This is a genomic window from Mycobacterium sp. E735 (assembly GCF_001666955.1).
Classification (GTDB): Bacteria; Actinomycetota; Actinomycetes; order Mycobacteriales; family Mycobacteriaceae; genus Mycobacterium.
On sequence record NZ_LZIX01000037.1, the window covers coordinates 1 to 25,815 of the forward strand.

Here is a 25,815-nt window from a genome sequence, read left to right on the forward strand (position 1 = left end):
CCCGGCCGGAATGCTGAGGGCGCGACGTGAAAGTGAAGCGCTGGCCGCCAGTGCCGCGCGCGAGGGAACGGCACCGCAATGAGCCAGTTGAAGATCACCCAGGTGCGCAGCACCATCGGGGCCCGCTGGAAGCAGCGGGAGAGCCTGCGCACGCTGGGCCTGCGGCGGATCCGCCACTCGGTGATCCGTGAGGACAACCCACAGACCCGTGGCCTCATCGCGGTGGTCAATCACCTCGTTGAGGTGGAGGAGACACAGTGACCATCAAGCTGCACGACCTGAAGCCGGCGCCCGGGTCCAAGACGGCCCGCACCCGCGTCGGCCGCGGTGAGGGGTCCAAGGGCAAGACCGCCGGCCGCGGCACCAAGGGCACCAAGGCCCGCAAGAACGTGCCGGCCACCTTCGAGGGTGGGCAGATGCCGATTCACATGCGGCTGCCCAAGCTCAAGGGGTTCCGGAACCGGTTCCGCACCGAGTACGAGATCGTCAACGTCGCCGACATCAATCGGCTGTTCCCGAAGGGCGGCTCCGTCGGCGTGGACGACCTGGTGGCCAAGGGCGCGGTCCGCAAGAACGCGTTGGTCAAGGTCCTCGGCGACGGCAAGCTGACAGTCAAGGTCGACGTGACGGCGCACAAGTTCAGCGGCAGCGCCCGCGAGAAGATCACCGCCGCGGGCGGCTCGGTCACCGAGCTCTGATCAAGCCAGCCGCGGAATGACCTCCGCGGCAAGGCGTTCCATCTCTTCGCGGTTCTCGCCGACGTCGACGCCCACGGGATTGAGCAGCAGGTACTCGGCGCCCGCGTCGATCACCGCACGCAGCCCGCGCACCACGTCGTCGGGCGTGCCGGACACCGGCACGTCCTCGACGCCGGGCATCGTGCCGTAGATCCGCCTCAGGCCCGCGAGCACGCGGGTCCGGGCGCGCGCCGCGTCGTCGTCGACCATCAGGTAGACGCGCTTGCCGATGGTGAAACGCGCCGGATCCCTTTGCTGTTCGCCGAGTTCGCGGCGCACCACGGTGACGGCCCCGGCGAACGCCTCGGTGGTCGACGAACCCGCGCCCAGGAACGAGTCGCCGTGGCGCACCGCCCTGGCCAGGGCCTTGGGCGCCAGGCCGCCGAACCAGATGGGCGGGTGCGGCCGCTGCACCGGCTTGGGCTGGATCGGCACGTCGTCGACGTCGCGGAACCGGCCGTGGAACGTCACCCGGGGCTCGTCGGACCAGGCGGCCTTCATCAGCTTCAGGCCCTCGGTGAAATACGAGATGTACGTGTCCTTTTCGACGCCGAACGCGGCGAACCTGCGAAAGCCCCCGCCGGTCCCGACGCCGACGTCCAGCCGGCCGTGGCTGAGCCGGTCGACCGCCGTGACGGATGACGCCAGCTGCAGCGGATCGTGCAGCGACGTCACCAGGACGGCGACCCCCAGACGAAGGCGCTCGGTGCAGGCCGCGCAGTAGGCCAGCAGCTCGAGCGGCGCCAGCAGCGGTGCGTCGCCGATGATCTGCTCGAGGACCCAGCCGCCCTCGAACCCGAGTTCCTCGGCGCGGAGCAGGTAGGCGCGCAGCCCGTCGGCGTCGAACCGGTCGTAGTCGAGCTGGGGGATGGCGATGGCGAACCTCACCCCACCACCGTACGGGCGCGGTGTCGGTACGCTGCAGACATGTTCGCCTTCCTGCCCTCGCTTCCCGGGGTCGACGACGTCCGCGCGCTGGCCGGGCGCGTCGACACCGCCCGCCACCACGGCGTGCCCAACGGCTGCGTGCTCGAGCTCGACCTGCGCTCGGCCCCACCCGAGGCGACGGGGTTCGACCCGCTGGCGCTCTTCACCGGCGGCAGGCCGATGGCGCTGCGCGACGCGATCGCCGCCATCCATCGCGCGGCCGAGGACCCGCGGGTCGCCGGGCTGATCGCCCGCGTGCAACTGGCCGCGTCGCCGCCGGCGGCCGTGCAGGAGCTGCGCGAGGCCATCGCCGCCTTCACCGCCGCCAAGCCGTCACTGGCCTGGGCCGAGACCTATCCGGGCACGCTGTCCTACTACCTGGCCTCGGCGTTCGGCGAGGTGTGGATGCAGCCCTCGGGAAGCGTCGGGCTGATCGGCTTCGCCAGCAACGCCACCTTCCTGCGCGACGCGTTCGACAAGGCGGGCATCGAACCCCAATTCGTCGCGCGCGGCCAATACAAGTCGGCGGCAAACCGTTTCACCGAACACGGCTTCACGACGGCTCACCGCGAGGCCGTCACCCGGATGCTGGAAAGCCTGCAGGAGCAGGCGTGGCGGGCGATCGCCGAATCGCGCAAGCTCGACCCGGGCGCCCTCGACACGCTGGCCGACCGCGCCCCGCTGTTGCGGGACGACGCCGTCGCGGCCGGTTTGCTCGACCGGATCGGATTCCGCGATGAGGCCTACGCGCGCATCGCCGAACTGGTTGGGGTGAAGGACGTTTCGGACGAGACCGCCCCGCCGCGGCTGTTCCTGTCGCGCTACGCGGGCGCGGCCCGCCCCCGGCTGGCCGCACCCAAGCCGCCGGTGCCCGGTCGCCGGCCCAAGCCGACCCTGGCCGTCGTCACGCTCGACGGCATGATCGTCGACGGCCGCGGCGGGCCCCAGTTCCTGCCGCTGGGCACCGCGACCGCGGGCGGCGACACCATCGGAGCGGCGCTGCGGGAGGCCGGCGCCGACGACTCCGTGTCCGCGATCGTGCTGCGGGTGAACAGTCCCGGCGGCACGATCACCGCCTCGGAGAGCATCTGGCGCGAGGTGACCCAGGCCCGCAAGCGCGGCAAGCCGGTGGTGGCTTCGATGGGCGCGGTCGCCGCGTCCGGCGGCTATTACGTCTCGATGGGGGCCGACGCGATCGTCGCCAACCCCGCGACGGTCACCGGCTCGATCGGTGTCATCACCGGCAAGTTGGTGATCCGCGACCTGTTGGACCGGTTGGGCGTCGGGTCGGACACGGTGCGCACCAACGCCAATGCCGACGCGTGGTCGATCGACGCGCCGTTCACGCCCGAACAGCAGGCACACCGGGAGGCCGAGGCGGACCTGTTCTACGCGGACTTCGTGCAGCGGGTCGCCGAGGCGCGCAACCTGACCGCCGAAGCCGTCGATCGCGTTGCGCAGGGCCGCATCTGGACCGGCGCTGACGCCCTCGAGCGGGGCCTGGTCGACGAGCTCGGCGGTTTCCGCACCGCGGTGCGCCGGGCCAAGATCCTGGCCGGATTGGACGCGGACACCGATGTCCGCGTGGTGAGCTATCCGAGCTCGTCGCTGCTGGACATGGTGCGACCCCGGGCCTCGTCGCAACCGGCCGCCGCTTCGCTGCCGGCTGCGCTGGCCGCGCTGCTCGGCCGCACCGTCAGCGGCATCGTGGACAACGTCGAACAGGCGCTGAGCGGCGCCAGCGTGCTGTGGCCGGGGCCGTCGCGGTTCTAGCGGCTAGCCGGTGAGGCCGCCGCTGATGAAGATGATCTCGCCGAGCGGGTCGTCGTTTTGCGGTGGCGGCACCTCGATGCCCTGGCGGTGGAACAGTTCCGTCCGGGTGGTGCCCTCGACGTCCCACCGCTTGGACCGCAGGTAGTCCAGGACGTGGTTGCGTTCGCCGGCGTAGACCAGCGACGCCATGTCGATGTCCACGCCGTGGTCGCGGAAGGAACCGGACATCTCCCGCACCCTGTCGGCATCGAAATCGATGATTCCGGGCACGAATTCGGTGGCGATGGTGCTGCCGGGCACGCTGAGCGCCGTGATGTTGTCGAACAACCGGTCCTGGGCCTCGGGCGGCAGGTAGATCAGCAGACCCTCGGCCAGCCACGCCGTCGGCGCGGTCGGGTCGAATCCGGACGCCTTCAGCGCCGCCGGCCAGTCCGCGCGCAGGTCGATCGGCACGGTGCGCCGCGTCGCGGTCGGTTCGGCGCCGATGCCGGCCAATGTGCCCGTCTTGAATTCGATGACCCGGGGCTGGTCGATCTCGTAGACCACCGTGCCATCGGGCCACGGCAGCCGGTAGGCGCGCGCATCCAACCCCGATGCGAGGATGACCACCTGCCGGACCCCCGCGGCGGTGGCGTTCATGAAGTAGTCGTCGAAATACTTGGTGCGCACCGCCATTCCGTCGACCATCGCCTGCATGCGCACCTGCGAGGTGTTCTCGATCGCGTCGAGGTCGAGCTCGCCGTCCATCATCTTGGTGAAGAAGTCGACCCCCACCGCGCGCACCAGCGGTTCGGCGAACGGGTCGTGGATCAGGCCGCGGGGATCCTTGGTGGCCATGGCGCGCCCGGCGGCCACCATGGTCGCGGTCGCGCCCACACTGGACGCCAGATCCCACTCGTCGTCGTGAGCGCGTGACATAGGCGCAACCCTAGCCAACCCGCTACGCGAGCGTCGCGGCGACGTAGCTCAACTCGCCGAAGGTGGCCGCCATCTCGTCCGCGGGGAAGTCGAACCCGTTCTGGGCGTAGAGCTCTCGCGCCGGATGGGTCGTCACCCGCCAGCCGTGGGTGCTGAGGTAGTCGACGACGACGTTGCGCTCGCCGCGGTAGAACAGGTCGGCCGCGTTGAGGTTGAGACCGAGACGCTGCCACCGTTCGCTGATGCGCTGCAATCGCTCCTCGGAGAACACGTTCGGGTCCGGCACGTGTTCGGTCGCCAGCCGGCTGCCCGGCGCGCTGAGCGCGGTCACGTTGTCGAACAACCGGTCCTGGGCCTCGGGCGGCAGGTAGGGGAGCAGCCCCTCGGCACTCCACGCGGTCGGTTGGGCCACGTCGAAGCCGCCGTCGCGCAACGCGGCCGGCCAGTCGTCGCGCAGGTCGATGGCGATCGTGCGGCGCTCGGCGGTCGGGGCGGCGCCGAGGCCGGCCAGCGTGTCGGTCTTGAACGCGATGACCTGCGGCTGGTCGATCTCGTAGACGACGGTGCCCGCCGGCCACCGCAACCGGTAGGCGCGCGTGTCCAGGCCGGACGCCAGGATGACCGCTTGTCGCACACCGTCTTTGGTGGCGCCGGTGAAGAAGTCGTCGAAGAACCGGGTGCGAACCGTGATCTGCTCGGCCCGCGACTTGCGGTTGAACAGCGGGTCGTCCTCGAAGTCGACGTGCCCGTCGACGATGCGGATGAAGGGCTCCAGGCCGACGGCGCGGACCAGTGGCTCGGCCAGCGGATCGTCGAGCAGCGCGTTGGGTCCCTGCGAGGCCACCGCGCGCGATGCCGCCACCATGGTGGCCGTCGCGCCCACGCTGGACGCGGGTCCCCAGCTGTCGCCGTCGCTACGTCCCTGGCTCATCGCGTGCCGCTCACGTAGAGCATCTCGCCCATGCGCATGTCGTCGTCCTCGAGTGGCGGAAGGCCGTTGGCCGCGAACAACTCCCGGATGCTGACCTTGTTCAGCCGCCACCCGTGGTCGGCGAGGTAGGGCGCCGCTTCGTTACGGTCCCCGAAGTAGACGAGCCCCGCCATGTCCAGGTCGAAACCGTGCGCACGCCAGCGTTCCGAGATGTGCTGCATGCGTTCCTTCATCTTGTCCTCGTCCCCGGGCTCCCGGTTGGGCGCGCTTTCGACGGCCACGCGGCTGCCCGGCGCGCTGAGGTCGGTGATGGTGTCCAGCAGGCGATCCTGCGCCTCCGGCGGCAGGTAGCCGAGCAGGCCCTCGGCGCTCCACGCGGTCGGCTGGGCGGGGTCGAATCCGGCGGCCCGCAACGCGGCGGGCCAGTCGTCGCGCAGGTCGACGGCGACCACCCGGCGGTCGGCGGTGGGCGCGGCGCCCAGTTCGGCCAGGGTGCGCGACTTGAAGTCGATCACCTGTGGCTGGTCGACCTCGTAGACGACGGTCCCGGCCGGCCAGTCCAGCCGGTAGGCGCGGGCGTCCAGGCCGGAGGCCAGGATCACGGCCTGCTTGATGCCCGCCCGCGTCGCGTCGAGGAAGAACTCGTCGAAGAACTTGGTGCGCACCGCCATGTTGTCCGCCATGCGGGACATCGCGCCGGCCGAACCGGTCGCGCCGTCGTGCGCGTCGTTCAGCTCGTCCGGGTTCACCTCGCCGGTCGCCAGCCGGGTGAGCAGGTCCACGCCGACGGCCCGGACCAGCGGCTCGGCGAACTGGTCGTTGATCAGCGGACGGTCGGCGCGGGTCGCCACGGCGCGGGCGGCGGCGACCATCGTCGCGGTCACCCCGACGCTGGACGCCAGGTCCCAGGTGTCGCCCTCGTACCGCGTAGAAGTCATGTCTGCCCCAATTCAGAAGTAGTTAAGCTAATATTTAGCCAATATAACAAGCTTCTACCACTGTACGCTTCCCGCGATTCGCGGCAACCTGGACTGATGGCTGATCGGGTACTCATCACGGGTGCGTCGTCCGGGCTGGGCGCGGCCCTGGCCCGCCGGTTGGCGGCCGGGAGGGCGGTGGTGGGGCTGGTCGCGCGCCGCCGCGACCGGCTGGGCGAGGTGCTGGCCGACTGCCGGCGCACGTCGCCGACGTCGGCGATGTGGGTGGCCGACCTGGCCGACACCGCCGCGCTGGATGGCCTGGCCGCACGTGCCTGGGACGAGCTCGGTGGCGTCGACGTGCTGATCAACAACGCCGCCGTCCCGAAGCGCCGCCCGGTCACCGCGCTGACCCCCGGCGAGGTGGAAGACGTGATGCGGGTCAACTTCTTCGCACCGATGCGGCTGACGCTGGCCCTGCTGCCGCGCATGGTGGCCCGTGGATCCGGCCTGATCGTCAATGTGTTGAGCGTCGGCGGCCGGCTCGGCATCATTCACGAGTCCGCCTATTGCGCAAGCAAATTCGCGCTCTGCGGCTGGAGCGAGGCGATGGCCGTGGACCTGTACGGCTCCGGCGTCTCGGTGAAGCTGATCGAGCCGGGTCCCGTCGACACCGAGATCTGGGACCACCCCGGCAGTGAGGAACCCCTGTACCAAGGGCCCAAGGTGTCCGCCGACGAGGTGGCCGACGGCATCATCGCGGCGCTGGACGGCGACGGCTTCGAACACTATGTGCCGGACATGAAGGCGGTCGTCGACGCCAAGAACGCCGACCTGGACGCGTTCATCGCGGGCGCGGCGGGGATGGCTCCCCGATGAGGGCGCTGGTGTATGGCGTGCCGCCGGAGCCGTTCGAGGTGCCCGACGGGGCCAACACGCTCACCGCAAATTTGGGCCGCACCCCGACCGCGCTGCGCGACGTGCCGGAACCGCAACTGCCGCATGATGATTGGGTGCTCACCCGGCCACGGCTGACCGGCATCTGCGGCTCGGACTCCAAGCAGATCCTGATGGATTTCGGCGAGGGCGACGCCGACAACGCGATGTCGTCCTTCTGTTCCTTCCCACAGGTCATGGGCCACGAGGTGGTCGCCGACGTGGTGGCGCTGGGCCCGAACGCCCGTGGAGTGGAAGTGGGGCAGCGGGTGGTGCTCAACCCGTGGCTGTCCTGCGGGCCCCGCGGCATCTCCCCGCCCTGTCCGGCCTGCGAGGACGGCGACTACAGCCTGTGCTGGAGCTTCACCGACGGCGACATCAAGCCCGGCATTCACACCGGGGTCTCGGCCGACGTGACCGGCGGCTACGCCGAGCTGATGCCGGCCCACGACAGCATGCTGTTCGGCGTGCCGGATTCCATCCCCGACGAGGCGGCCGTGTTCGCCGATCCGTTTTCGGTGTCCCTGCATGCGATCACCCGCCACCCGCCGCGGGGATCGGGCCGCGTCCTGGTGTACGGCGCCGGCTCGCTGGGGCTGTGCGCGGTAGCCATCCTGCGGGCGCTCTACCCCGACGTGGCCGTCGCGGTGGTGGCGCGGTTCGAGGCCCAGAAGGAACTGGCCCGCCGGTTCGGGGCCGCCCTGGTGCTGGATCACGAGCCGCGCCAGGCCGTCATCGAGGAGGTGGTCGCGTGGGGCGGTGGCCGTCTGCGGCGGCCGTTGCTGGGTCTGCCGATGGCGCATCCCGGGGCCGTGGACGTCGTCTACGACACCATCGGTAAGCCGGAGACCTTCGAGGTGGGCGTGCGGGTGCTGCGCTCCCGCGGGACGCTGGTGAAGTCCGGCGTGCACGCGCCGGGCCGCTGGGAGTGGAGTCCGTTGTATTTCAAGGAGATCGCCCTGGTGGGCTCCAACGCCTTCGGCGTCGAGGAGGTCGAGGGCCGGCGCAAGCACGCCATCGCGCACTACCTCGACCTGGCCGCCTGCGGCCGAATCGACCTGCGCCCCATGCTGACACACACCTTTCGGCTCGATCAATGGCGCGACGCGTTCCTGGCGATCGCCAACCAGGCCGACAGCGGCGCCGTCAAGGTCGCGTTCGACCTGCGCTAGGCCGGATGTCGCGCACCCCGTTGATCGCGATGTCGATGGCGCGTTCGACCGCGACGCGCAGCTGTTGGCCGTCGTCACCCCCCTGCAGGCACACCAGCGCAGCGGCGATCGCCGCCCCCATGACCGAGCCGATGACGGCCGCGGCGGCCGTCGGATCGAGCGTGTCGGGATAGGCGCTTTGCAGAGCCCGGGCGAGTTGGGTCTCGGCGAGGAAGTAGCGATGCAGCGTGGCCGCTTGGACGGCGGGCACCGACATGATCATCGGCAGCCGGACTCCGGCCAGGCCACCCTCGACCTCCTCGGTGAGGGCGTCGGCCAGCATGTGCTGCATTGCGGCCACGAGGACCTGGGCCATCGGGGCATCCGGTCCGCGCCGCTCGATCAGCGCAACCGCGGCGTCGATCCGCCGCGCCAGGTGCGGGAAAAGGACTTCGTCCTTGCTCGTGAAGTAGTTGAAGAAGGTCTTGGTGGAAACGCCTGCGGCCGCGGCGATCTCGGCCACCGTCGTCCGTTCGTAGCCCTTCGCCTCGAACAGGCGCATGGCCGCGACGATCAGTTCCCGCCTGGTCCGCTGCCGCTTGCGTTCCCGCAAGCTTGTCCCGTCGGCCGTGATCGATCCTTTCCAATTATTACATTGAATGTAAGCTTATACCAGATGTAATTTTTCTGGCGTGGGCGCACCGGAGAGGACTGGGTCATGCAGCGGTTCGAGGGCGCGGTGGCGATCGTCACCGGCGGCGGGATGGGTTTGGGCGAGGCGCTGAGCGAGGAGCTCGGGCGCCGCGGTGCCACGGTCGTGGTCGCCGATGTCGACGGCGACGCCGCCCGTCAGGTGGCGGGGCGCCTCGAGCAAAGCGGGGCGGACGCAGCCGCCGTGCGGGTGGACATGGCCGACGAAACCGAGGTGGCCAAGCTGGTCGACGGCGCAGTGGCCGAATACGGACGCGTCGACTACATGATCAACAACGCCGGCATCGCGATCGGCGGGGATTCGCGCGACCTCTCGATGCAGCAGTGGCGCCGCGTGCTCGACGTCGACTTGCTCGGCGTGGTCTACGGGACGATGCACGCGTATCAGGTCATGGCGCGCCAGGGCCACGGCCACATCGTGAACATTTCATCGCTCAGTGGGCTGGTTCCGCAGCCGGGCAACGTTCCCTACTGCACCAGCAAGCATGGGATCGTGGGACTTTCGCTTTCGCTGCGCGCCGAGGGAGCGGACCTCGGCGTGCGGGTCAGTGCGGCATGCCCGGGCGACATGAAGACGAAAATCTACGACAACATGGTCGTGGTCAACATGCCGCGCGAGCGGGTGGCGACGCTGAGCCGGCGCACTCATTACCTGATGCCCCAGATGAGCGCGCCGGCCGCGGCCCGCGCGATACTGCGTGGTGTGGACCGCAACCGGCCGCTGATCGTGTTTCCCGCTGCGGTTCAGGTCATTTGGCACTTGTACCGCCGGTTCCCGGGCCTGTTCTATCGAATCAATGTCCACCGCATGAGGGTGTTTCGCAGCCTTCGGATTGATCAGGGGCGCGTGGCGCGGTAGTAGTTCAATTGCCCCAGGACGCGGTGGGGCGTCGACGCGAGCTCGGCGCACTCGAACCCCGCGGCGCTCAGCAGTCGGGGGATCGCGTCGCCGAGGTTGCCGGCCGCGTGCGGGTTGCGCCTGATGAGCCGCGCCAGCGGGCCGTGGTCGGCGGACGCGTCGCCGCCGATGTCGACCAGGTGCAGCCGGCCGCCCGGGCGCAGGACCCGGAAGATCTCCTGCGCGGCAGTGGCTTTCGCGTCGGCGCTGACATGGTGCAGCATCATCGACGACAACACCCGGTCGAACTCGCCGTCGGTGTAGGGCAGCCGCTCGGCGTAGCCCTGTTCGAAGCGGATGTCGTTTGATTTGCGCCGCGCCCGGTCCAGTGCCCTCGGGTCCGGGTCACATCCCGTCACGTCGACGGCGGGGTGGGCGCGTTTGACGCGGGTGGTGAGATTACCGGTGCCGCAGCCGATTTCCAGTACACGCTGGCCGTCGGCGAGTTCGGCCTGCGCGATCAGGGTGTTGTAGACCTTCGGCATTCCCAACAGCCGGGCGAACAGGTCGTAGCAGGGCAGCAGCGCGTCGTGTCCGGCGGCCGGGAGGTAGTCATGTGGATGATGTTTCGTCATACACTTCATGATGAGACGCTGATTCACAGGCAAGGTGGCCGATCTTTGGCAAAACTAGGACGATATTTCGCACCATGACCCAACCCGCCCGGATGATTCGGCACCGCAGGGGCGTGCCGATCTACGAGTATCGGACCGGTCCGGACACGCCTCCGGTGTCGGTGCTACGGGCCGGGCGGGAAGACTTGCCCGAGCAACGCCGCCACATTCACGAATTCCCGGCGCTCTGGTACACCCCCGATTCGGGCGTCGTGTATGTACTGGCGGCCGGCGCCGTGATCGACCCCGCCCAGGTTGTGGGCCTTATCGATGTCGGGGTCGGGGTGTTCTTCGATCCCGCGGCGCTTGGCGAGGCCGGGCGATCGCCATGGCCGGCGTGGCGGGCGCATCCGCTGCTGTTCCCGTTCCTGCACGGCAGATCCGGAGGACTGCTGCGGCTGGAGGTCCCCGCCGACCGCCGGTCGGCGTGGGAGGGCGCCATCGCGTCGATCGAAACCGAATTGAATACGCGCCGAGAGGGTTACCAGCAGGCGTCGCTGGCGCATCTCACGCTGCTGCTGATCGACCTCTCCCGGTTGGCGGTCGACGTGGTCGGCGACCTGCGACGCAGCGGCGAGCCACTGCTGGCCGAGGTCTTCGAGGTGATCGACCGTCGCCTCGCCGAGCCGTTGTCGCTGCGCGACGTGGCGGGCGAACTCGGCATCACGGCGGGACACCTGACCACAGTGGTGCGTCGCCGCACAGGACGCACGGTGCAGGAGTGGATCATCGAGCGCCGGATGGCCGAGGCCCGGACGTTGCTGGCCGAAACGGACCTGCCGATCGCGGAGGTCGCGGGGCGGGTCGGGATCGGCGACCCCGGCTACTTCAGCCGGCTGTTCGGCCGTACGCATGGCGTCGCGCCGCGCGTGTGGCGCGGTTCAAACCGTTAGCGCCCCTTTAGATCCCGTGATCGGCAGGTCGGTCGGCGTGATGACGCCTGGCCCCGCGTCGCACAGGAACGGGATGGCGTTGACCGCGGCCACGGCGGTGCTGTCCATCAGCACCGTCATCGCGTCCTGCCCGGCCTCGCCGAACCGGATCGTCGCGTCGACGCGCGGTTTGCCCTCGATCACCACGCTGAACCCCTCGGGGTCGCTCCACTGCGGGTCGAGCGCGTCGTTGCTCATCGTCCAGCAGATGGCAAGCTCGACCACCGGCCGGCCCCCGAGCAGGCCGCGATAGGTGCGGCGCTGCCCCCCGATGGTGCCGGCGGCGAAGTCCACCCACCCCAGCTCCAGATCGCGGGTCAGCACCGCCGGTTCGACGAACGCCTCCTTGGCGTCGAGTTGCACACCGAGCATGGCGGCGATCATGTCCAGCGTCTCGAAGTAACCGAGGCCGTATCGCTGCGTCGCCGGGTCGATGTGCGTCACCGGCTCCCGCGGTGTCTTGCCGAATCCCAGCACTTTCCATACGTCCCACACGGGATACGTTGTGCAGTCCAGCGTTTCGACGAGCGTGACTTTGTCGACCCGCCGGCACGCGCCGGTGAGGAAGCCGGCGACGACGTTGATGAAGCCCGGCTCGAACCCGGTCCCGAGGAAGGTCGCACCGCCCCGCTGCGCCGCCTCTTCGAGCGCCGGGAGCTCCACCGGGTGATGGGTGCCGGTCAGGAAGTCGCCCGTGGTGACGACGTTGATGCCGGCGCGCAGCATCCTGAGCACCAGGTCGTAGTCGATGGCTCGCGGCATGTAGCACACGCAGTCGGGGCGAAGCCCGATCAGCGCGTCGGCGTCGTCGGTGGCGGCGACGCCGACCGTGGCCTGCCCGGCCAGCTCGCCCGCGTCGCGGCCCACCTTGTCCGGCCCGAAGGCGTGGACGCCGACCACGTCGAAGTCGTCGCGGTCCAGCAGGACGCCGAGCGCGCGCTTGCCGATGTTGCCGGTCGACCACTGGACCACTCGGTACGGCGCCATGCCTCACACCGTATCGATGTCGAGCCAGCGGTCGATGTCGAACTGATCGTCGACGGCGCGGATCGTGGCGCCGCCGTGGCCGGGGTAGTGCGCGGGGATCACGGCGGCATTCGCTCCGACCGCCTCGGTGAAGATCCGCCTGCGGGTCACCGCGGCGGCGGGCGCGTCGATGTCGAAGGCGCAGGCGTCGGCGGGCCGGCGGAGTTGCAGTGGGCTGTGGGTGAGGTCGCCGACGAACACGGCCGGCTGGCCGGCGTCCAGCCACAGCACCGAGGAGCCCGGCGTGTGTCCGGGGGCGGGCCGCAGCCGCAGCGACGGGCTGATCTCGTAGTCGTCGGACCATTGGACGAGCTGGCCTTCGATGGGTGCGACGCTGTCCGCGAACACGAGCTGGTCGCCGCGCTGCTGGGCCGCCTCCTCCTCGCTGCGCGGCGTGCGCGCTGCCGCGGGGCCGTCGGGTGCGAAGTGGCGGTAGTCGGCGGCCGGGACGACGTAGCGGGCGTTCGGGAAGGTCGGGACCCACGCGCCGTCCTCGAGCATCGTGTTCCACCCGACGTGGTCGGAGTGGATGTGGGTGTTGACCACCACGTCCACCGCGGCGCGGTCGACGCCCGCGGACCGCAGGGCGCCCAGGAATCCGGTGTTCAGGTGGTCCAGGGGCGGCATGTGCGGGCGCGAGCGGTCGTTGCCGACGCCGGTGTCCACCACGACGGTCAGCCCGTCGACCTCGATCACCCAACTCTGGATCGCGATGTGCCACTGGTCGGTCGACGGGTCGAAGAAGTCGGGCTCCAGCAGGTCGGCGTTGTCCCGCCAGCCCGACGGCGGCGTGTGCGGGAAAAACTGCGCCCCCAAGTCGAATCGGAGTTCGAGTACCCGCGCCACGCTCGCGCGGCCGAACCGGACCGGGCGCATCAGGCGTTCGCGCGCAGGTAGCCGTAGACGGCGGCGAAGTTGCGGTTGACGTCTTCGGGGATGGGCACCGGGCCACCGAGGGCCCTTGCGCCCCAAACGATTTGGGCGGTCCGCTCGACCAGGGCGGTGATGTGCAGCACCTTGTCCGGGCGCGGCCCCACCGCCACCAGGCCGTGGTTGGCGATCAATGCGGCGCCCCGGCCGTCGAGCGCCTTGACGGCGTTGGCGCCGACGTCCGGCGTGCCCGACGCGGCGTACTCGGCACAGCGGACGTCCCCGCCGCAGTACACCGCGAACTCGTCGATGCAGGCCGGAATCGCCTGGTGCGCAATGGCGAACATGGTCGCCCACACCGGGTGGCTGTGGATCACACTGCCGATGTCGTCGAACGCGTGGTAACAGGCCAGGTGCAGCTGCAGCTCCGAGGACGGCGACCGGCCCTCGGCCGCCTGCAGCACGGCGCCGTCCGCGTCTATCAGCACGAGGTCGTCGAGCTGCATGTCGCGGTAGTCGACCGACGACGGCGTGATGACGATGTTGCCGTCGGAGCGTCGCGCGGAGATGTTGCCCGCGGTTCCCTCGACCAGGCCCCTGCGCAGCATGTCCTTGGCCGCGTCCAGCACCGCCGTTTCGGGGTTGTCTACGGATCTCATGGGCCGAGCACCTCCGGGTTGACGACGTGGGCGGGCGTCATGCCGGCCAGCAGCGCCTCGAGGTCGTCGGCCACCATCTGCGCCTGCCGAGCCTCAGTGTTCCACGTGGCGCCGCCGATGTGGGGCGTCAGGACGACGTTGGGCATGCCGACCAGCGGGTGATCGGATGCCAGCCACTCGCCGACGAAGTGGTCCAGGCCGGCGGCGGACACCTTGTCGCCGCGCAGCGCGTCGACGAGTGCGTCGGTGTCGTGCAGATGGGCGCGGGCGGTGTTGAGGAAGACCACGCCGTCGCGCATGGCGGCGAACTGCTCGGCGCCGATCATGCCGACGGTGTCGTCGGTGACGGGGGCGTGCATGGAGACGACGTCGGCCTCGGCGAGCAGTTCGTCCAGGCCGTGCCGGGCCTCGTCGTTGTACGGGTCGTGGGCGATGACCCGCAGGCCCAGGCCGGACAGCCGCCACGCGGTGGCGCGGCCGACGGCGCCGAGGCCCACCAGCCCGGCGGTGCGCCCGGCGACCTCCCAGCCGCGGAACCGCTGATAGGGGATGGTTCCGTCGCGAAAGATGTTGCCGCTGCGGACATCCGAGTCTGCGGGCAGCAGCCCGCGGGTGACGGCCAGCAGCAGCGCCACTGTCATCTCGGCGACCGCGTCGGCGTTGCGGCCCGGGGTGTTCAGCACCGGGATCCCGGCCGCGGTGGCGCCGGCGATGTCGACGTTGTTGGGGTCGCCGCGGGTGGAGGCGATCGCCCGCAGGCCCAGGCCGAAGACCGGGCCGGCCACCGAGTCGCTTTCCACCACAACGACATCGGCGGCCTCGGCGGTGATGCGCTCGGCGAGTTGTTCGGCGCTGTAGATCCGCAGCGGTGTCTGCTCGATCCAGGGGTCGTAGACGACGTCGGCGAGTTCGCGGAGCTTGGCGAAACCCGGCCCGCGCAGCGGGGCGGTCACCAGGGCGCGCGGTCTTGACGTCACGAACCCCAATGCTGGCGTACGGTGACGCCCGTGTCACGTGAAGGCGTCACAATCGGCATCGACGTCGGCAGCACCGCGGTCAAGGCGGTCGCCGCGGACGCCGACGGCCGGGTGACGGCGCGGGCGCGGATCCCGCACCAATTGCGGGTGCCGACGCCCGGCCGGCTGGAGCACGACGCGGGCGAGGCGTGGCGGCGGGGACCGGTGGTGGCGCTCGACCAGCTGGACCGTCCGGACGCGAGGGCGGTCGCCGTGTCGGCGATGGTGCCGTCACTGACGGCCGTCGACGCCGAGGGTGCGCCGATGACGCCCGGGCTGCTCTACGGCGACGAACGCGGCCGGGTTCCGGAACAGGACCCGCAGCCGCTGCCCGCGCTGGGCGAGGCCGCCGAGTTCCTGCGCTGGACCGCCGGCGAGGCGCCCGGCGCGGCCGGGTACTGGCCGGCGCCCGCGGTGGCCAATTACGCGCTGGCGGGCGAGGCGGTGATCGACTTCGCCACCGCCGCCACCGCTTACCCGCTGTTCGACGGGACCGGCTGGAATCCCGAGGCGTGCGCCGAACGGGGCGCCCGGCCCGACCAGATGCCCCGGGTGGAGAGCATGGGCGCCGCCGTCGGGCGCGCGGCGGGCGGCGGCGCCGCGCTGGGGATCGGCGCGATCGACGCGTTGTGCGAACAGATCGTGGCGGGCGCCGACCGCGACGGCGACGTGCTGGTGCTGTGCGGCACCACGTTGATCGTGTGGACCACCATCGCAGAGCCCCGGCAGGTGCCCGGACTGTGGACCATTCCCCACACGGCCGCGGGCAAGAACCAGATCGGCGGGGCCAGCAATGCCGGCGGGCTGTTCCTCGGTTGGGTGGACCGCGTCGTCGCACCCGCCGACCCGGCCGCGGCGCTGCCCGGGCGGGTGCCGGTGTGGTCGCCCTACATCCGCGGGGAGCGCACCCCGTTCCACGACCCGGATCGCCGGGCCGTGCTCGAAGCCCTCGACCTCACCCACGACGCCGCCGCGCTGCGCCGGGCCGCCTACGAGGCGTCCGGCTTCGTGGTCCGCCAGCTCATCGAGCTCGGCGGGGCGCCGGCGGCGCGGATCGTCGCCACGGGCGGCGGCACCCGGGTCGGGCCGTGGATGCAGGCCATCGCCGACGCCACCGGGCGGCCGGTCGAGGTGTCCGCGGTTCCCGAGGGGGCGGCGCTGGGCGCGGCCTTCCTCGCGCGGATCGCGGCGGGCCTGGAAACCTCGATCGCCGACGCCGCGCGCTGGGCCCGCACCGAGCGCGTCGTCGAACCCGACCCCGCCTGGGCGGCCTCGGTCGAGGACCGCTACCGACGGTTCCTGGAGCTGGGAAACCGGCGATGTAGCGCGCTTCCCCCACCGGCGTTCTAGGCTGGTGCAATGACCGACCACGACCGCAAAGCCGCCCGTCGCGAGATCGCCGATGCTCTGCTGAAAGCCCTTGAACGGCGGCACGAGATCGCCGATGTCGTCGTGGAGTCCGAGAACAAGGCGGCCGCGGTCGAGGCGATCGTCCGGCTACTCGACACCTCCCACGTGGCCGCCGAAGCGGTGATGGGAATGTCGTTCGACCAGCTCACCATCGACTCGCGCCGCAAGATCCTGACCGAACTCGAGGACCTGAACAAGCAGCTGAGCTTCACCCTCGGCGAGCGGCCGGCCAGCTCCGGGGAGACCCTGGAACTGCGGCCCTTTTCCGCCGATAAGGACCGCGACATCTTCGCCGCCCGCACCGAGGACATGGGCGCGGCGGGCGACGGTTCCGGTGGGCCGGCCGGCAACCTCGACGACGAGATCAGCGCGGCGCTCGGACGGCTCGACGACGAGGAGGCCGCCTGGTTCGTGGCCGTCGACTCCGGCGAGAAGGTCGGAATGGTGTTCGGCGAGTTGCTTGGCGGCGAGGTGAACGTGCGGATCTGGATTCACCCCGAACACCGCAAGAAGGGCTACGGCACCGCCGCGCTGCGCAAGTCGCGCACCGAGATGGCGTGGTGCTTCCCCGCCGTGCCGATGGTGGTGCGTGCCCCGGCCGCCAGGCCCAGCTAGCGGGTCGCCGCCATCGGGTTAACTCAGCGTCGCGGAGACGGTGACGATGTTGCGCAGCTGCGACGTGTCGTCCTCGGGGAAGACCAGACCGTAGTCGGCGAAATACTCGCGGCGCTCGCGTGTGCTGACCTGCCAGCCGTGGCCTGACAAGTACTCGACGACGTTGCTGCGCTCGCCCTCGAAGAACAGCCCGGACAGGTCGATGTCGCAGCCCAGGTTCGCCCACCGCTCGTTGAACTGATTGGCGCGTTCGGTCATCGTCCGGCCCGAATCGCCGTGGAATTCGGTCGCCAGCTTGCTGCCGGGGGCGCTGAGCTCGGTGATGTTGTCGAAGAGCCGGTCCTGGGCCTCGGGCGGCAGGTACATCAGCAGCCCCTCGGCGCTCCACGACGTGGGCTGTGCCGGGTCGAAACCGCTGCGCCGCAACGCTTCCGGCCAGTCGTCGCGCAGGTCGACGCTGACGGTCCGGCGTTCCGCGGTGGGAGTGGCGCCCAGCTCGGCCATGGTGGCGGTCTTGAATTCGACCACCTTGGGCTGGTCCACCTCGTACACCACGCTGCCGGGCGGCCAGCTCAACCGGTACGCGCGCGCGTCGAGGCCGGCCGCGAGGATCACCGACTGGCGGATGCCGTCGCGGGCGCCGTTGAGAAAGAAGTCGTCGAAGAAGCGAGTGCGCACGGCCATCGAATCGGTTTCCAGCTGCAAGTTTCGTTCGCCGTCTTGGACGTCCCCCGGGGCCAACTCACCGTCGACCAGGCGGCGAAAGAACTCCAGCCCGACGGCTCGCACCAGGGGCGCCGCGAACGGGTCGTCGATGATCGGGTCGGTGCCCTCGCTGGCCAGCGCGCGGGCCGCGGCGACCATGGTGGCCGTGGCACCGACGCTGGAGGCCAAGTCCCAGCTGTCTTGGTCAGTGCGTGTCATGGTGCTCCTATTTATTTAGCAAATGCAACGAGCCAACTGAACTCTACCTCCGGTGGCTTACGGCTTCCTGTGCATTTATGGGCGGTCGCCGACGGCCGTGGACGGCGTCACCCAATCCAGCTGTTAGTCTCGTACACGGTTTTACGCGCTTTAGATAAAGCGGCCGTACGTCCTGGCCTGCGGGTGTTGGGCGCGGAATGCAGGAGACCCCCCGGCTGCGCAGGAGGAAGAGTGCTTTCGGCTTTCATCTCATCGCTGCGGACAGTCGACCTGAGACGGAAGATCCTCTTCACGCTGGGCATCGTCGTTCTCTATCGGCTGGGCGCCGCTTTGCCGTCCCCGGGCGTCAATTTCCCGAACGTCCAGCAGTGCATCAAGGAGGCCAGCGGTGGCGCGGCCGGCCAGATCTATTCGCTGATCAACCTGTTCTCCGGCGGTGCGCTGCTGAAACTGACGGTGTTCGCGGTGGGGGTGATGCCCTACATCACCGCCAGCATCATCGTGCAGCTGCTCACGGTGGTCATCCCGCGGTTCGAGGAACTGCGCAAGGAGGGCCAGTCCGGCCAGGCCAAGATGACGCAGTACACCCGCTACCTGGCGATCGCGCTGGCCATCCTGCAGGCGACCAGCATCGTGGCGCTGGCGGCCAATGGCGGGCTGCTGCAGGGTTGCTCGCTGGACATCATTGCCGACCAGAGCATCTTCACGCTGGTCGTCATCGTGATGGTGATGACGGCCGGCGCGGCGCTGGTGATGTGGATGGGTGAGCTGATCACCGAGCGCGGCATCGGCAACGGCATGTCGCTGCTGATCTTCGTGGGCATCGCGGCGCGCATCCCGTCCGAGGGCAAGACCATCCTGGACAGCCGCGGCGGGGCGATCTTCGCCGCCGTCTGCGTCGCCGCCCTGGTCATCATCGTCGGCGTGGTGTTCGTCGAGCAGGGCCAGCGCCGGATCCCCGTGCAATACGCCAAGCGCATGGTGGGCCGGCGCATGTACGGCGGAACGTCGACCTACCTGCCACTGAAGGTCAACCAGGCCGGCGTCATCCCGGTGATCTTCGCGTCGTCGCTCATCTACATCCCGCACCTGATCACGCAGTTGATCCGCAGCGGCAGCGGCGGCGTGGGCAACAGCTGGTGGGACAAGTTCGTCGGCAGTTACTTGTCCGATCCGAGCGACCCGATCTACATCAGCATCTACTTCGGGCTGATCATCTTCTTCACGTACTTCTACGTGTCGATCACGTTCAACCCCGACGAACGTGCCGACGAGATGAAGAAGTTCGGCGGCTTCATTCCCGGCATTCGCCCGGGCAAGCCCACCGCCGATTACCTGCGCTATGTGCTGAGCCGGATCACCCTGCCGGGCTCGATCTACCTCGGCGCGATCTCGGTGCTGCCCAACTTGTTCCTGCAGATAGGCAATGGCGGAGCGGTTCAGAATTTGCCGTTCGGCGGTACCGCGGTTTTGATCATGATTGGTGTCGGTTTGGATACGGTCAAGCAGATCGAAAGCCAGCTGATGCAGCGCAACTATGAAGGGTTCCTGAAGTGAGAGTCGTTTTGCTCGGGCCGCCGGGGGCGGGCAAGGGAACGCAGGCCCAGAAGCTCTCCGAAAAGCTCGGGATCCCGCACATTTCCACCGGTGAGCTCTTCCGCAGCAACATCGAGAACGGGACCAAGCTCGGCCTGGAGGCCAAGCGCTACCTGGACGCCGGTGATCTGGTGCCCTCCGAGCTGACCAACCAGCTCGTTGACGACCGCCTCAGCGATTCCGACGCTGGCGGCGGCTTCGTCCTGGACGGGTATCCCCGGTCGACGGAGCAGGCCAAGGCGCTGCACCGGATGCTCGAACGCCGGGGCGCTGACATCGACGCGGTGCTCGAGTTCCGCGTCTCGGAGGACGAGCTGCTGGAACGGCTCAAGGCCCGCGGCCGCGCCGACGACACCGACGACGTCATCCTGAACCGGATGAAGGTCTACCGCGACGAGACCGCGCCGCTGCTGGAGTACTACCGCGACGAACTCAAGACGGTCGACGCCGTCGGCACCATGGACGAGGTGTTCGCCCGCGCCCTGCAAGCGCTGGGCAAGTAATCGTGCGCCCGCTGGCCCGGCTGCGGAGTCGCAAGATCGTGCCGCAGCGCACCCCCGACGAACTCGACGCGATGGCGGCGGCGGGGGCGGTGGTCGCGGCGGCGCTGCAGGCGGTGCGGGGGGCCGCGGTTCCCGGCGTGTCGACCCTCGGCCTCGACCAGATCGCCGAGTCGGTGATCCGGGAGGCGGGCGCGATCCCCTCGTTCCTCGGCTATCACGGTTACCCCGCCTCGATCTGCGCCTCGGTGAACGAGCGGGTGGTGCACGGGATCCCGTCGGCCGGAGAGATTTTGGCGCCGGGTGACCTGGTGTCCATCGACTGCGGCGCGGTGCTGGACGGCTGGCACGGCGACGCCGCGATCACATTCGGCGTCGGGACCCTCGACGCGGCCGACCAGGCGCTCTGCGACGCGACCAGGGAATCGCTGGAGGCCGGGATCGCGGCGATGGTGCCCGGCAACCGGCTGACCGACGTCTCGCACGCCATCGAAACGGGCACGCGCGCGGCCGAGGGCCGGCACGGGCTCGCGTTCGGCATCGTGGAGGGCTACGGCGGCCACGGCATCGGCCGGCACATGCACATGGACCCGTTCCTGCCCAATGAGGGCTCGCCGGGGCGCGGCCCGCTGCTGGCGCCGGGGTCGGTGTTGGCGATCGAACCGATGCTGACGCTGGGGACGGGCAAGACCGTGGTGCTCGACGACGAGTGGACCGTCACCACCTCCGACGGCTCCCGTGCGGCACACTGGGAACACACCGTGGCCGTCACCGACGCCGGTCCGCGCATCCTGACGCTGGCCTAAACCGGCGGGTCGGCGGGTCGCGATCGCAAGCGCGGCGGAGCCGGGCGCGGCGGGTCGCGCCGTTTGAACCGGGTCGCGATCGCAAGCGCGGCGGAGCCGGGCGCGGCGGGTCGCGGCGATTGAACCGAGCCGCCATTCGACTCGTTTCAGTAGTCGGAGGTGATGGAGTGGCTCGTGTGGCAGGCACTCGTGGGGCGTCGGAAGCTGCCGAAGCCGCCCTGATGAAGGCGCTCTACGACGAGCACGCAGCGGTTTTGTGGCGTTACGCGCTCCGGTTGACCGGCGACGCGAGCATGTCCGAGGACGTGGTCCAGGAGACGTTGTTGCGAGCCTGGCAGCACCCGGAGGTCGTCGGGGACACCGAGCGCTCGGCGCGGGCGTGGCTGTTCACGGTCGCGCGCAACATGATCATCGACGACCGGCGCAGCGCCCGTTTCCGCAACGTCGTCGCCTCGACCGACGAGGCCGGCGCACCCGAACGGTCGACGCCCGACGAGGTGAACGCCGCGCTGGACAAGCTGCTGATCGCCGACGCGATGGCGCAGCTGTCCGTGGAGCACCGGGCCGTGATCGAGCGGTCCTACTACCGCGGATGGACGACCGCACAGATTGCTGCGGACCTCGGCATCGCCGAGGGAACGGTGAAGTCGCGATTACACTACGCCGTGCGGGCGTTGCGGCTCACTCTGCAGGAACTTGGAGTCACCCGCTGAGGGGCTCCGAAAGCTTGAAGGGTGAAGAGGAAATGGATGACATGAAGGCGCCGCTACGGGGGATCGGCCCGCCCGACGACCCTTACGTGATGTGGGACGCCGCATACGTGTTGGGCTCGTTGTCGGCCGCCGAGCGACGCGAATTCGAGGCGCACCTGGCGCACTGCCGGGCCTGCCGGGAGGCCGTCGCCGACCTGAGCGGTGTGCCGGCCCTGCTCTCGCAGCTGAGCCGCGAGGAAGTCGCCGCGATGAACGACCCGGCCGCGCAATCGTTGGCGGCGACACCGGAGATGTCGCCGGAGCTGTTGACGTCGTTGCTGGCCAAGGTGAGCTGGCGCCGGCGTCGCACGCGCATCGTGACGTGGGTTGCCTCGTCGGCCGCGGCCGTGGTGCTGGCGATCGGTGTGTTCGTCGGCGTGCAGGGCTATTCGTCGCCCTCGTCGCAGCAGGTAGCCGCCTCCGCGGAGCCGATGGCGCAGGTGGGCACGACGCTGCTGACCTCCTCGGTGGAGCTGTCCAGCCAGCACTGGGGCACAGCGATCAACCTGCGGTGTGTGTGCCTGGCGCCGTTGAACGCGCACCACGACACGCTGGCGATGGTCGTGGTGGGTCGCGACGGCAGCCAGACGCGGCTGGCGACCTGGGTGGCCGTGCCGGGGCACACCGCGACGCCCGCGGGCAGCATCTCGACGCCGGTCGACCAGATCGCCGCCGTGCAGGTGGTCGCCGCCGACAGCGGCCAAGTCCTGCTGCAGCGCTCGATGTAAGGCCCTGACGTGTCTGGCCACGGGCGCTCCCTTCGGGTGCTGGTGGTGGGCGCCGGTGTGGGCGGCATCTCGGTGGCCCGGGGATTGCTGCGGGACGGGCACGACGTCACGGTCTTCGAGCGGCGGCCCGAGCTCCGGGCGCCCGGCGGTGCGGTGACGATCTGGTCCAACGGCGATACGGTGCTCCGTCAGCTGGGCGTCGACATGGACGGGGCCGGTCAGCTGCTGTCCACCGTGCGGGCCGTGACGTCCACGGGCCGCCCGCTGGCCACGCTGGACGTGACCGCGTTGGCCGACCGGCTGGGCGGACCCGTCCGGATGGTTCCGCGCCGGGTGCTGCTGGAGCGGTTGCTGGACGGCTTTCCGGCCGACCGCGTCCGCTGCGACTGCCGGGCGGTGGCGTTGGCCGGCACGCACGGCGGCGTCCGGGTCGAGTTCGGCGACGGCGGCTCGGTCGAGGGTGACGTGGTGATCGGCGCCGACGGCCTGCACTCGATGGTCCGCGACGCCGTCGGCGGCCGGGCGGCCAAGCCCACCGGCTGGTGCAGTTGGCAGGGGCTGATCAGCCTCGCGGAGATCCCGGACAGGGACACCGCGCTCATGGTCGTCGGCGAGCGGGGGAACCTGGGCCTGTGGCCGGCCGGGGGTTCCGACGTGCAGTGGTGGTTCGACCTGCCGTGGTCGCACGAGTTCGTGCGGCCGCACCGTCCGATCGAGACGATCCGTTCCCATTTCACCGGGTGGTCCGACGCCGTCGATCGGGTGTTGGCGGCGCTGACCGACGACGACCTTGCGCCCTCGCCGTACCCGCATTTCCGGCATCCGATGCCGCCCGCGGGGCGCGGCCCGATCACGTTGCTCGGCGACGCCGCGCACACGATGCCGCCGACCTTGGCGCAGGGGACCAACCAGGCCCTGCTCGACACCATGGTGCTGTGCAAGGCCCTCTCGGATCGGGCGACCGGCGCGGGCGTATCGAGTGCGCTGCGCAGGTATGAGAGGACCCGGCGGCGCAGGGTGATGGCCGTGTCGCGGGTCGCATCGCTGCCGGTATCGCACGGTGAGATCGTGTTGCGGCCGGCCGCGCTGATCCCGGACCGGCTGCAGGCCCGCGCGCTTACGATGTTTCTGTTGTGGACGAGCCACCGCCGGATGTCCGCGGAAATCGACCGGGAGATGGGGGCGGCGACGACCAGCCGATCCAGCTCATGAACGACGAATCCGTCAGGGTGCGAGGCGATTTCGACGCCCCGTCACGCTGGCTTTGGCTGGTGAAGTGGTGCGTGCTGGCGGTGCCGCACTACCCGATCCTGATCGGGCTGTACCTGATCTACCCGCTGTCGACAATCGTCGCGAGCGTCGCCATCCTGTTCACCGGGCGGTACCCGCGGCCGATCTTCGACTTCAACGTCGGCGTGCTGCGCTGGTCGTGGCGGGTGATGAATTTCCGGTTCCCGATGAACAGCACGGACAGGTACCCGCCGTTCACGCTCTCGTCGCGGCCGGACTATCCGGGCGATCTGCAGGTCGACTATCCGGAGCGGCTGAAGAACTGGGCCGTGCTGGTGAAATGGCTGCTGGCCATCCCGCAGGTCCTGCTCTGCTGGTCGATGGAGCCGCTGCTGCAGCTGCTGTGCGTGGTCACCGCGGTGACGCTGTTGTGCACCGGGACCATCCCGGGGGGCATGTCCGATCTCTTGCTGGGCATCGTCCGCTGGCGGTATCGGGTGGCCGTGTACGTTTCCCTGATGCGCGACGAATACCCGCCGTTCCGGATGGACCTGGGCGGCCGGTGACTCGTCGTAATCCGTTGTTCCCCTATGTATATCGGTTCGGCCAGCCGGTCTTCGACCGGTTGTTCTATCACCGGTACCGGCGCGCGGCGCTGAGCAACGCGACCGGCCGGCTGTTGATGCTCGGCCTCGGGCCGGGAACCGACCTGAGGTTCCTGCCCGCGGCGGTGACGTCGGTCGCCGCCGTGGAGCCGGAGGCGCCGTTCCGGCGGATGGCGTCCCGGCTCGCCGGTCGCCACGGCGTCGCCGTCGACATCGTGGAGGGGACCGGTGAGTCGATCCCCTTCCCGGACAACAGCTTCGACTCGGTGCACATCGGTCTGGTGTTGTGCTCGGTCGACGACGTGGCCGCCACGCTGGGTGAGATCCGCCGCGTGCTCACCCCCGGCGGAAGGCTCGTCGTCCTCGAGCATGTGCGGGGGGACGGCACGACCGGCCGCTTCCAGGACCTGGTCGCGAAGCCGTGGTCGTGGCTGGCCGCCGGATGCGAGCCGAACCGGCGGACCCTGGATTCCATCGCCGCGGCCGGGTTCGACACCACCGCGCTGCACACCATCCCGCGCACGCCGGTCCCCTTCCCCTGCAAGCCCCATCTGCAGGGGTTCGCCACGCTCAGTCCACGCTGACGGCCTCGATGATGTTGAGCCGGGCCGCCCGCCGCGCCGGTGGCAGCGAGCCGAGCAAGCAGATCGTCAGCGCACCCGCGGTGAAGGCCAGGGCCATCGGGCTCAGGCGGAAGCCGACCGGAAAATTCATGATGTCCCCGCTGATCAGGCTGAACAGCCACTGGTCGGTCAGGCCGAACAACAGCCCCAAAAGGCCGCCCACCAAACCGATTCCAGCCGCCTCGGCCAGGACGGTCCGCAGGGTGAACCGGCGGCTGGACCCCATGGCCCGAAGCACGCCGATCTCGCGGCGGCGTTCGGTCACCGAGAGGGTCAGCGTGTTGAGCAGCGCGACGGCGGCCACCGCGACGACGATGACCCACACGGCGTTGGCGATGAACATGCTCTGATGCAGCGGGGCCTCAAGCCCGGCCAGCGCCGCGCGGCCGTCGTACACCTGGTTCGGCGCCGGCACCACCCGGCGGACCTCCGACAGCAGCCGCTTCGGATCCGTCCCGGGTGCGGCGGTGATCTGCAACGTCGTCGCGGCCGGGCGGTCGAACCACGCCCGCAGGTGGTCGAGATCGATACCCACGGTGCCGATGACGGTCGAGAAGAACGGCACCAGGGCCAGCACGGCGGCCTCGCGCGGGCCGTGCGGCGTCTGCAACTGCAGCCGGTCGCCGGCGCGGACATGCAGCGTCGCACCGAGATTCTGGGTGAGCACCACGCCCCGGCCCGCGAGCACGTCGGCGCGCAGGCGTTCGTCGAGCGCGCGCAAGAGCGCATCATGGGTGCCACCGGAGAAGCCGTCGAGCAGGACGCGGGTGCCCCCGACGACGGCGAACCCGAATGCCCCCTCGGTCACCCGCGCGACCCCGGGGACTGCGGCGACCCGCTCCGAAAGGCCTTGCGGCAGAGGATCGGTGGGGTAGCTGTCGGGGGGATCCGCGCTCACCCAGACGGCGGCGTCGGCGACGGGGGACAACATGCCGCGGGCCGAGCGGATCATGTCGGCGTTGGTGCCGGTGATCACCACGGTGGTGACCACACCGATGCACACGGTCATC

General features: G+C 69.9%; 29 protein-coding genes. 17 read left to right on the plus strand and 12 right to left on the minus strand.

All coding sequences use genetic code 11. The annotated features are described in order from the left end of the window. Positions 1-78: 78 nt before the first annotated feature. A complete protein-coding gene (gene rpmD / locus A5704_RS03180) occupies positions 79-261 on the plus strand; it encodes a 50S ribosomal protein L30 (RefSeq protein WP_067754267.1) in 183 nt (60 codons plus the stop codon). Then, positions 258-698, plus strand: a complete 441-nt coding sequence (rplO, locus tag A5704_RS03185; protein WP_067754270.1) for a 50S ribosomal protein L15 — start codon at positions 258-260, stop codon at positions 696-698. The genes rpmD and rplO overlap by 4 nt, the downstream gene beginning before the upstream one ends. Here the strand turns inward: rplO and A5704_RS03190 are convergent, their stop codons facing one another. Further along, complete coding sequence (locus tag A5704_RS03190; RefSeq protein WP_067778884.1) at positions 699-1,625, minus strand: LLM class flavin-dependent oxidoreductase; 927 nt, start codon at positions 1,623-1,625, stop codon at positions 699-701. Between the two features lie 39 nt (positions 1,626-1,664). Between A5704_RS03190 and sppA the strand changes: the two genes are divergently transcribed. After that, positions 1,665-3,437 (plus strand): signal peptide peptidase SppA, encoded by a 1,773-nt coding sequence (sppA, locus tag A5704_RS03195; RefSeq protein ID WP_067778887.1) that lies wholly within the window; start codon positions 1,665-1,667, stop codon positions 3,435-3,437. Between the two features lie 3 nt (positions 3,438-3,440). On the opposite strand, the gene A5704_RS03200 is transcribed toward sppA, so the two are convergent. From A5704_RS03200 to A5704_RS03210, 3 genes are read right to left on the minus strand one after another with little or no spacing between them, the layout of a single operon-like run. Beyond that, on the minus strand, positions 3,441-4,355 hold the full coding sequence (locus tag A5704_RS03200) for a class I SAM-dependent methyltransferase (RefSeq protein ID WP_067754282.1): 915 nt from the start codon (positions 4,353-4,355) through the stop codon (positions 3,441-3,443). A gap of 22 nt (positions 4,356-4,377) precedes the next feature. Next, positions 4,378-5,286, minus strand: a complete 909-nt coding sequence (locus A5704_RS03205) for a class I SAM-dependent methyltransferase (RefSeq protein WP_067754286.1) — start codon at positions 5,284-5,286, stop codon at positions 4,378-4,380. After that, positions 5,283-6,224, minus strand: a complete 942-nt coding sequence (locus A5704_RS03210) for a class I SAM-dependent methyltransferase (RefSeq protein WP_067778890.1) — start codon at positions 6,222-6,224, stop codon at positions 5,283-5,285. Before A5704_RS03210 ends, A5704_RS03205 begins: the two co-directional genes overlap by 4 nt. Before the next feature lie 96 nt (positions 6,225-6,320). Between A5704_RS03210 and A5704_RS03215 the strand changes: the two genes are divergently transcribed. Together A5704_RS03215 and A5704_RS03220 are read left to right on the plus strand one after the other, a co-directional pair. Next, positions 6,321-7,082 carry an SDR family oxidoreductase gene (locus tag A5704_RS03215; protein ID WP_067887328.1) on the plus strand — a complete coding sequence of 254 codons (762 nt, stop codon included), beginning with the start codon at positions 6,321-6,323 and terminating at the stop codon, positions 7,080-7,082. Beyond that, positions 7,079-8,311, plus strand: a complete 1,233-nt coding sequence (locus A5704_RS03220) for a zinc-binding dehydrogenase (RefSeq protein WP_067887330.1) — start codon at positions 7,079-7,081, stop codon at positions 8,309-8,311. The genes A5704_RS03215 and A5704_RS03220 overlap by 4 nt, the downstream gene beginning before the upstream one ends. On the opposite strand, the gene A5704_RS03225 is transcribed toward A5704_RS03220, so the two are convergent. Further along, positions 8,286-8,903, minus strand: coding sequence for a TetR/AcrR family transcriptional regulator (locus A5704_RS03225; RefSeq protein ID WP_067887333.1), 618 nt, complete (start codon positions 8,901-8,903; stop codon positions 8,286-8,288). The two genes, A5704_RS03220 and A5704_RS03225, sit on opposite strands and share 26 nt — an antisense overlap. A gap of 105 nt (positions 8,904-9,008) precedes the next feature. On the opposite strand from A5704_RS03225, the gene A5704_RS03230 reads away from it, so the two are divergent. Beyond that, entirely contained in the window at positions 9,009-9,860 is an 852-nt protein-coding gene (locus A5704_RS03230; RefSeq protein WP_067754307.1) for an SDR family oxidoreductase, read from the plus strand. On the opposite strand, the gene A5704_RS03235 is transcribed toward A5704_RS03230, so the two are convergent. Continuing rightward, a complete protein-coding gene (locus tag A5704_RS03235; protein ID WP_082954758.1) occupies positions 9,839-10,474 on the minus strand; it encodes a class I SAM-dependent methyltransferase in 636 nt (211 codons plus the stop codon). The two genes, A5704_RS03230 and A5704_RS03235, sit on opposite strands and share 22 nt — an antisense overlap. A gap of 74 nt (positions 10,475-10,548) precedes the next feature. On the opposite strand from A5704_RS03235, the gene A5704_RS03240 reads away from it, so the two are divergent. After that, positions 10,549-11,406 (plus strand): AraC family transcriptional regulator, encoded by an 858-nt coding sequence (locus A5704_RS03240; protein WP_067778905.1) that lies wholly within the window; start codon positions 10,549-10,551, stop codon positions 11,404-11,406. On the opposite strand, the gene A5704_RS03245 is transcribed toward A5704_RS03240, so the two are convergent. From A5704_RS03245 to A5704_RS03260, 4 genes are read right to left on the minus strand one after another with little or no spacing between them, the layout of a single operon-like run. Further along, positions 11,395-12,432, minus strand: a complete 1,038-nt coding sequence (locus A5704_RS03245) for a dihydrodipicolinate reductase (protein ID WP_067778908.1) — start codon at positions 12,430-12,432, stop codon at positions 11,395-11,397. The two genes, A5704_RS03240 and A5704_RS03245, sit on opposite strands and share 12 nt — an antisense overlap. A 3-nt stretch (positions 12,433-12,435) precedes the next feature. Next, positions 12,436-13,347 (minus strand): MBL fold metallo-hydrolase, encoded by a 912-nt coding sequence (locus A5704_RS03250; protein ID WP_067754318.1) that lies wholly within the window; start codon positions 13,345-13,347, stop codon positions 12,436-12,438. Next, a complete protein-coding gene (locus A5704_RS03255) occupies positions 13,347-14,000 on the minus strand; it encodes an L-fuculose-phosphate aldolase (protein WP_067778911.1) in 654 nt (217 codons plus the stop codon). Before A5704_RS03255 ends, A5704_RS03250 begins: the two co-directional genes overlap by 1 nt. Further along, on the minus strand, positions 13,997-14,977 hold the full coding sequence (locus A5704_RS03260; RefSeq protein WP_067887336.1) for an NAD(P)-dependent oxidoreductase: 981 nt from the start codon (positions 14,975-14,977) through the stop codon (positions 13,997-13,999). Before A5704_RS03260 ends, A5704_RS03255 begins: the two co-directional genes overlap by 4 nt. A 30-nt stretch (positions 14,978-15,007) precedes the next feature. Here A5704_RS03260 and A5704_RS03265 point away from each other — a divergent pair, with 30 nt between their 5' ends. Both A5704_RS03265 and A5704_RS03270 read left to right on the plus strand, forming a co-directional pair. Continuing rightward, positions 15,008-16,366: an FGGY-family carbohydrate kinase gene (locus A5704_RS03265; RefSeq protein WP_067887344.1), complete on the plus strand. Its 1,359-nt coding sequence runs from the start codon at positions 15,008-15,010 to the stop codon at positions 16,364-16,366. Positions 16,367-16,375: 9 nt separating this feature from the next. Further along, complete coding sequence (locus A5704_RS03270) at positions 16,376-17,041, plus strand: GNAT family N-acetyltransferase (protein ID WP_067754331.1); 666 nt, start codon at positions 16,376-16,378, stop codon at positions 17,039-17,041. A gap of 18 nt (positions 17,042-17,059) precedes the next feature. Here the strand turns inward: A5704_RS03270 and A5704_RS03275 are convergent, their stop codons facing one another. Further along, on the minus strand, positions 17,060-17,965 hold the full coding sequence (locus A5704_RS03275) for a class I SAM-dependent methyltransferase (protein ID WP_067754334.1): 906 nt from the start codon (positions 17,963-17,965) through the stop codon (positions 17,060-17,062). A gap of 231 nt (positions 17,966-18,196) precedes the next feature. Here A5704_RS03275 and secY point away from each other — a divergent pair, with 231 nt between their 5' ends. From secY to A5704_RS03315, 8 genes are all read left to right on the plus strand, one after another. Further along, a complete protein-coding gene (gene secY / locus A5704_RS03280) occupies positions 18,197-19,522 on the plus strand; it encodes a preprotein translocase subunit SecY (protein ID WP_055405236.1) in 1,326 nt (441 codons plus the stop codon). Then, positions 19,519-20,064, plus strand: a complete 546-nt coding sequence (locus A5704_RS03285; RefSeq protein WP_067778917.1) for an adenylate kinase — start codon at positions 19,519-19,521, stop codon at positions 20,062-20,064. The genes secY and A5704_RS03285 overlap by 4 nt, the downstream gene beginning before the upstream one ends. Positions 20,065-20,066: 2 nt before the next feature. Beyond that, entirely contained in the window at positions 20,067-20,867 is an 801-nt protein-coding gene (gene map / locus A5704_RS03290; RefSeq protein ID WP_067754341.1) for a type I methionyl aminopeptidase, read from the plus strand. A 167-nt stretch (positions 20,868-21,034) separates the two neighbouring features. Further along, entirely contained in the window at positions 21,035-21,580 is a 546-nt protein-coding gene (locus A5704_RS03295; protein ID WP_082954759.1) for a sigma-70 family RNA polymerase sigma factor, read from the plus strand. Positions 21,581-21,612: 32 nt separating this feature from the next. After that, positions 21,613-22,347, plus strand: coding sequence for an anti-sigma factor (locus A5704_RS03300; RefSeq protein ID WP_067754347.1), 735 nt, complete (start codon positions 21,613-21,615; stop codon positions 22,345-22,347). A gap of 9 nt (positions 22,348-22,356) precedes the next feature. Beyond that, positions 22,357-23,559, plus strand: a complete 1,203-nt coding sequence (locus A5704_RS03305) for an NAD(P)/FAD-dependent oxidoreductase (protein WP_067887339.1) — start codon at positions 22,357-22,359, stop codon at positions 23,557-23,559. A 17-nt stretch (positions 23,560-23,576) separates the two neighbouring features. Then, complete coding sequence (locus A5704_RS03310) at positions 23,577-24,143, plus strand: DUF4389 domain-containing protein (RefSeq protein WP_067887346.1); 567 nt, start codon at positions 23,577-23,579, stop codon at positions 24,141-24,143. Further along, positions 24,140-24,766 carry a class I SAM-dependent methyltransferase gene (locus A5704_RS03315; protein WP_067754354.1) on the plus strand — a complete coding sequence of 209 codons (627 nt, stop codon included), beginning with the start codon at positions 24,140-24,142 and terminating at the stop codon, positions 24,764-24,766. The genes A5704_RS03310 and A5704_RS03315 overlap by 4 nt, the downstream gene beginning before the upstream one ends. On the opposite strand, the gene A5704_RS03320 is transcribed toward A5704_RS03315, so the two are convergent. Beyond that, positions 24,753-25,815 (minus strand): ABC transporter permease (locus A5704_RS03320; protein ID WP_156737594.1); only part of this gene is annotated, 1,063 nt, incomplete at its 5' end. The genes A5704_RS03315 and A5704_RS03320 overlap by 14 nt on opposite strands.

What these genes read in the sequence shown, in the direction of transcription:
- rpmD (WP_067754267.1), top strand. Translation starts at nt 79, where the DNA reads ATGAGCCAGTTGAAGATCACCCAGGTGCGCAGCACCATCGGGGCCCGC.
- sppA (WP_067778887.1), top strand. Translation starts at nt 1,665, where the DNA reads ATGTTCGCCTTCCTGCCCTCGCTTCCCGGGGTCGACGACGTCCGCGCG.
- A5704_RS03200 (WP_067754282.1), bottom strand. Translation starts at nt 4,355, where the DNA reads ATGTCACGCGCTCACGACGACGAGTGGGATCTGGCGTCCAGTGTGGGC.
- A5704_RS03205 (WP_067754286.1), bottom strand. Translation starts at nt 5,286, where the DNA reads ATGAGCCAGGGACGTAGCGACGGCGACAGCTGGGGACCCGCGTCCAGC.
- A5704_RS03210 (WP_067778890.1), bottom strand. Translation starts at nt 6,224, where the DNA reads ATGACTTCTACGCGGTACGAGGGCGACACCTGGGACCTGGCGTCCAGC.
- A5704_RS03215 (WP_067887328.1), top strand. Translation starts at nt 6,321, where the DNA reads ATGGCTGATCGGGTACTCATCACGGGTGCGTCGTCCGGGCTGGGCGCG.
- A5704_RS03220 (WP_067887330.1), top strand. Translation starts at nt 7,079, where the DNA reads ATGAGGGCGCTGGTGTATGGCGTGCCGCCGGAGCCGTTCGAGGTGCCC.
- A5704_RS03230 (WP_067754307.1), top strand. Translation starts at nt 9,009, where the DNA reads ATGCAGCGGTTCGAGGGCGCGGTGGCGATCGTCACCGGCGGCGGGATG.
- A5704_RS03235 (WP_082954758.1), bottom strand. Translation starts at nt 10,474, where the DNA reads ATGACGAAACATCATCCACATGACTACCTCCCGGCCGCCGGACACGAC.
- A5704_RS03240 (WP_067778905.1), top strand. Translation starts at nt 10,549, where the DNA reads ATGACCCAACCCGCCCGGATGATTCGGCACCGCAGGGGCGTGCCGATC.
- A5704_RS03245 (WP_067778908.1), bottom strand. Translation starts at nt 12,432, where the DNA reads ATGGCGCCGTACCGAGTGGTCCAGTGGTCGACCGGCAACATCGGCAAG.
- A5704_RS03250 (WP_067754318.1), bottom strand. Translation starts at nt 13,347, where the DNA reads ATGCGCCCGGTCCGGTTCGGCCGCGCGAGCGTGGCGCGGGTACTCGAA.
- A5704_RS03255 (WP_067778911.1), bottom strand. Translation starts at nt 14,000, where the DNA reads ATGAGATCCGTAGACAACCCCGAAACGGCGGTGCTGGACGCGGCCAAG.
- A5704_RS03270 (WP_067754331.1), top strand. Translation starts at nt 16,376, where the DNA reads ATGACCGACCACGACCGCAAAGCCGCCCGTCGCGAGATCGCCGATGCT.
- A5704_RS03275 (WP_067754334.1), bottom strand. Translation starts at nt 17,965, where the DNA reads ATGACACGCACTGACCAAGACAGCTGGGACTTGGCCTCCAGCGTCGGT.
- A5704_RS03300 (WP_067754347.1), top strand. Translation starts at nt 21,613, where the DNA reads ATGGATGACATGAAGGCGCCGCTACGGGGGATCGGCCCGCCCGACGAC.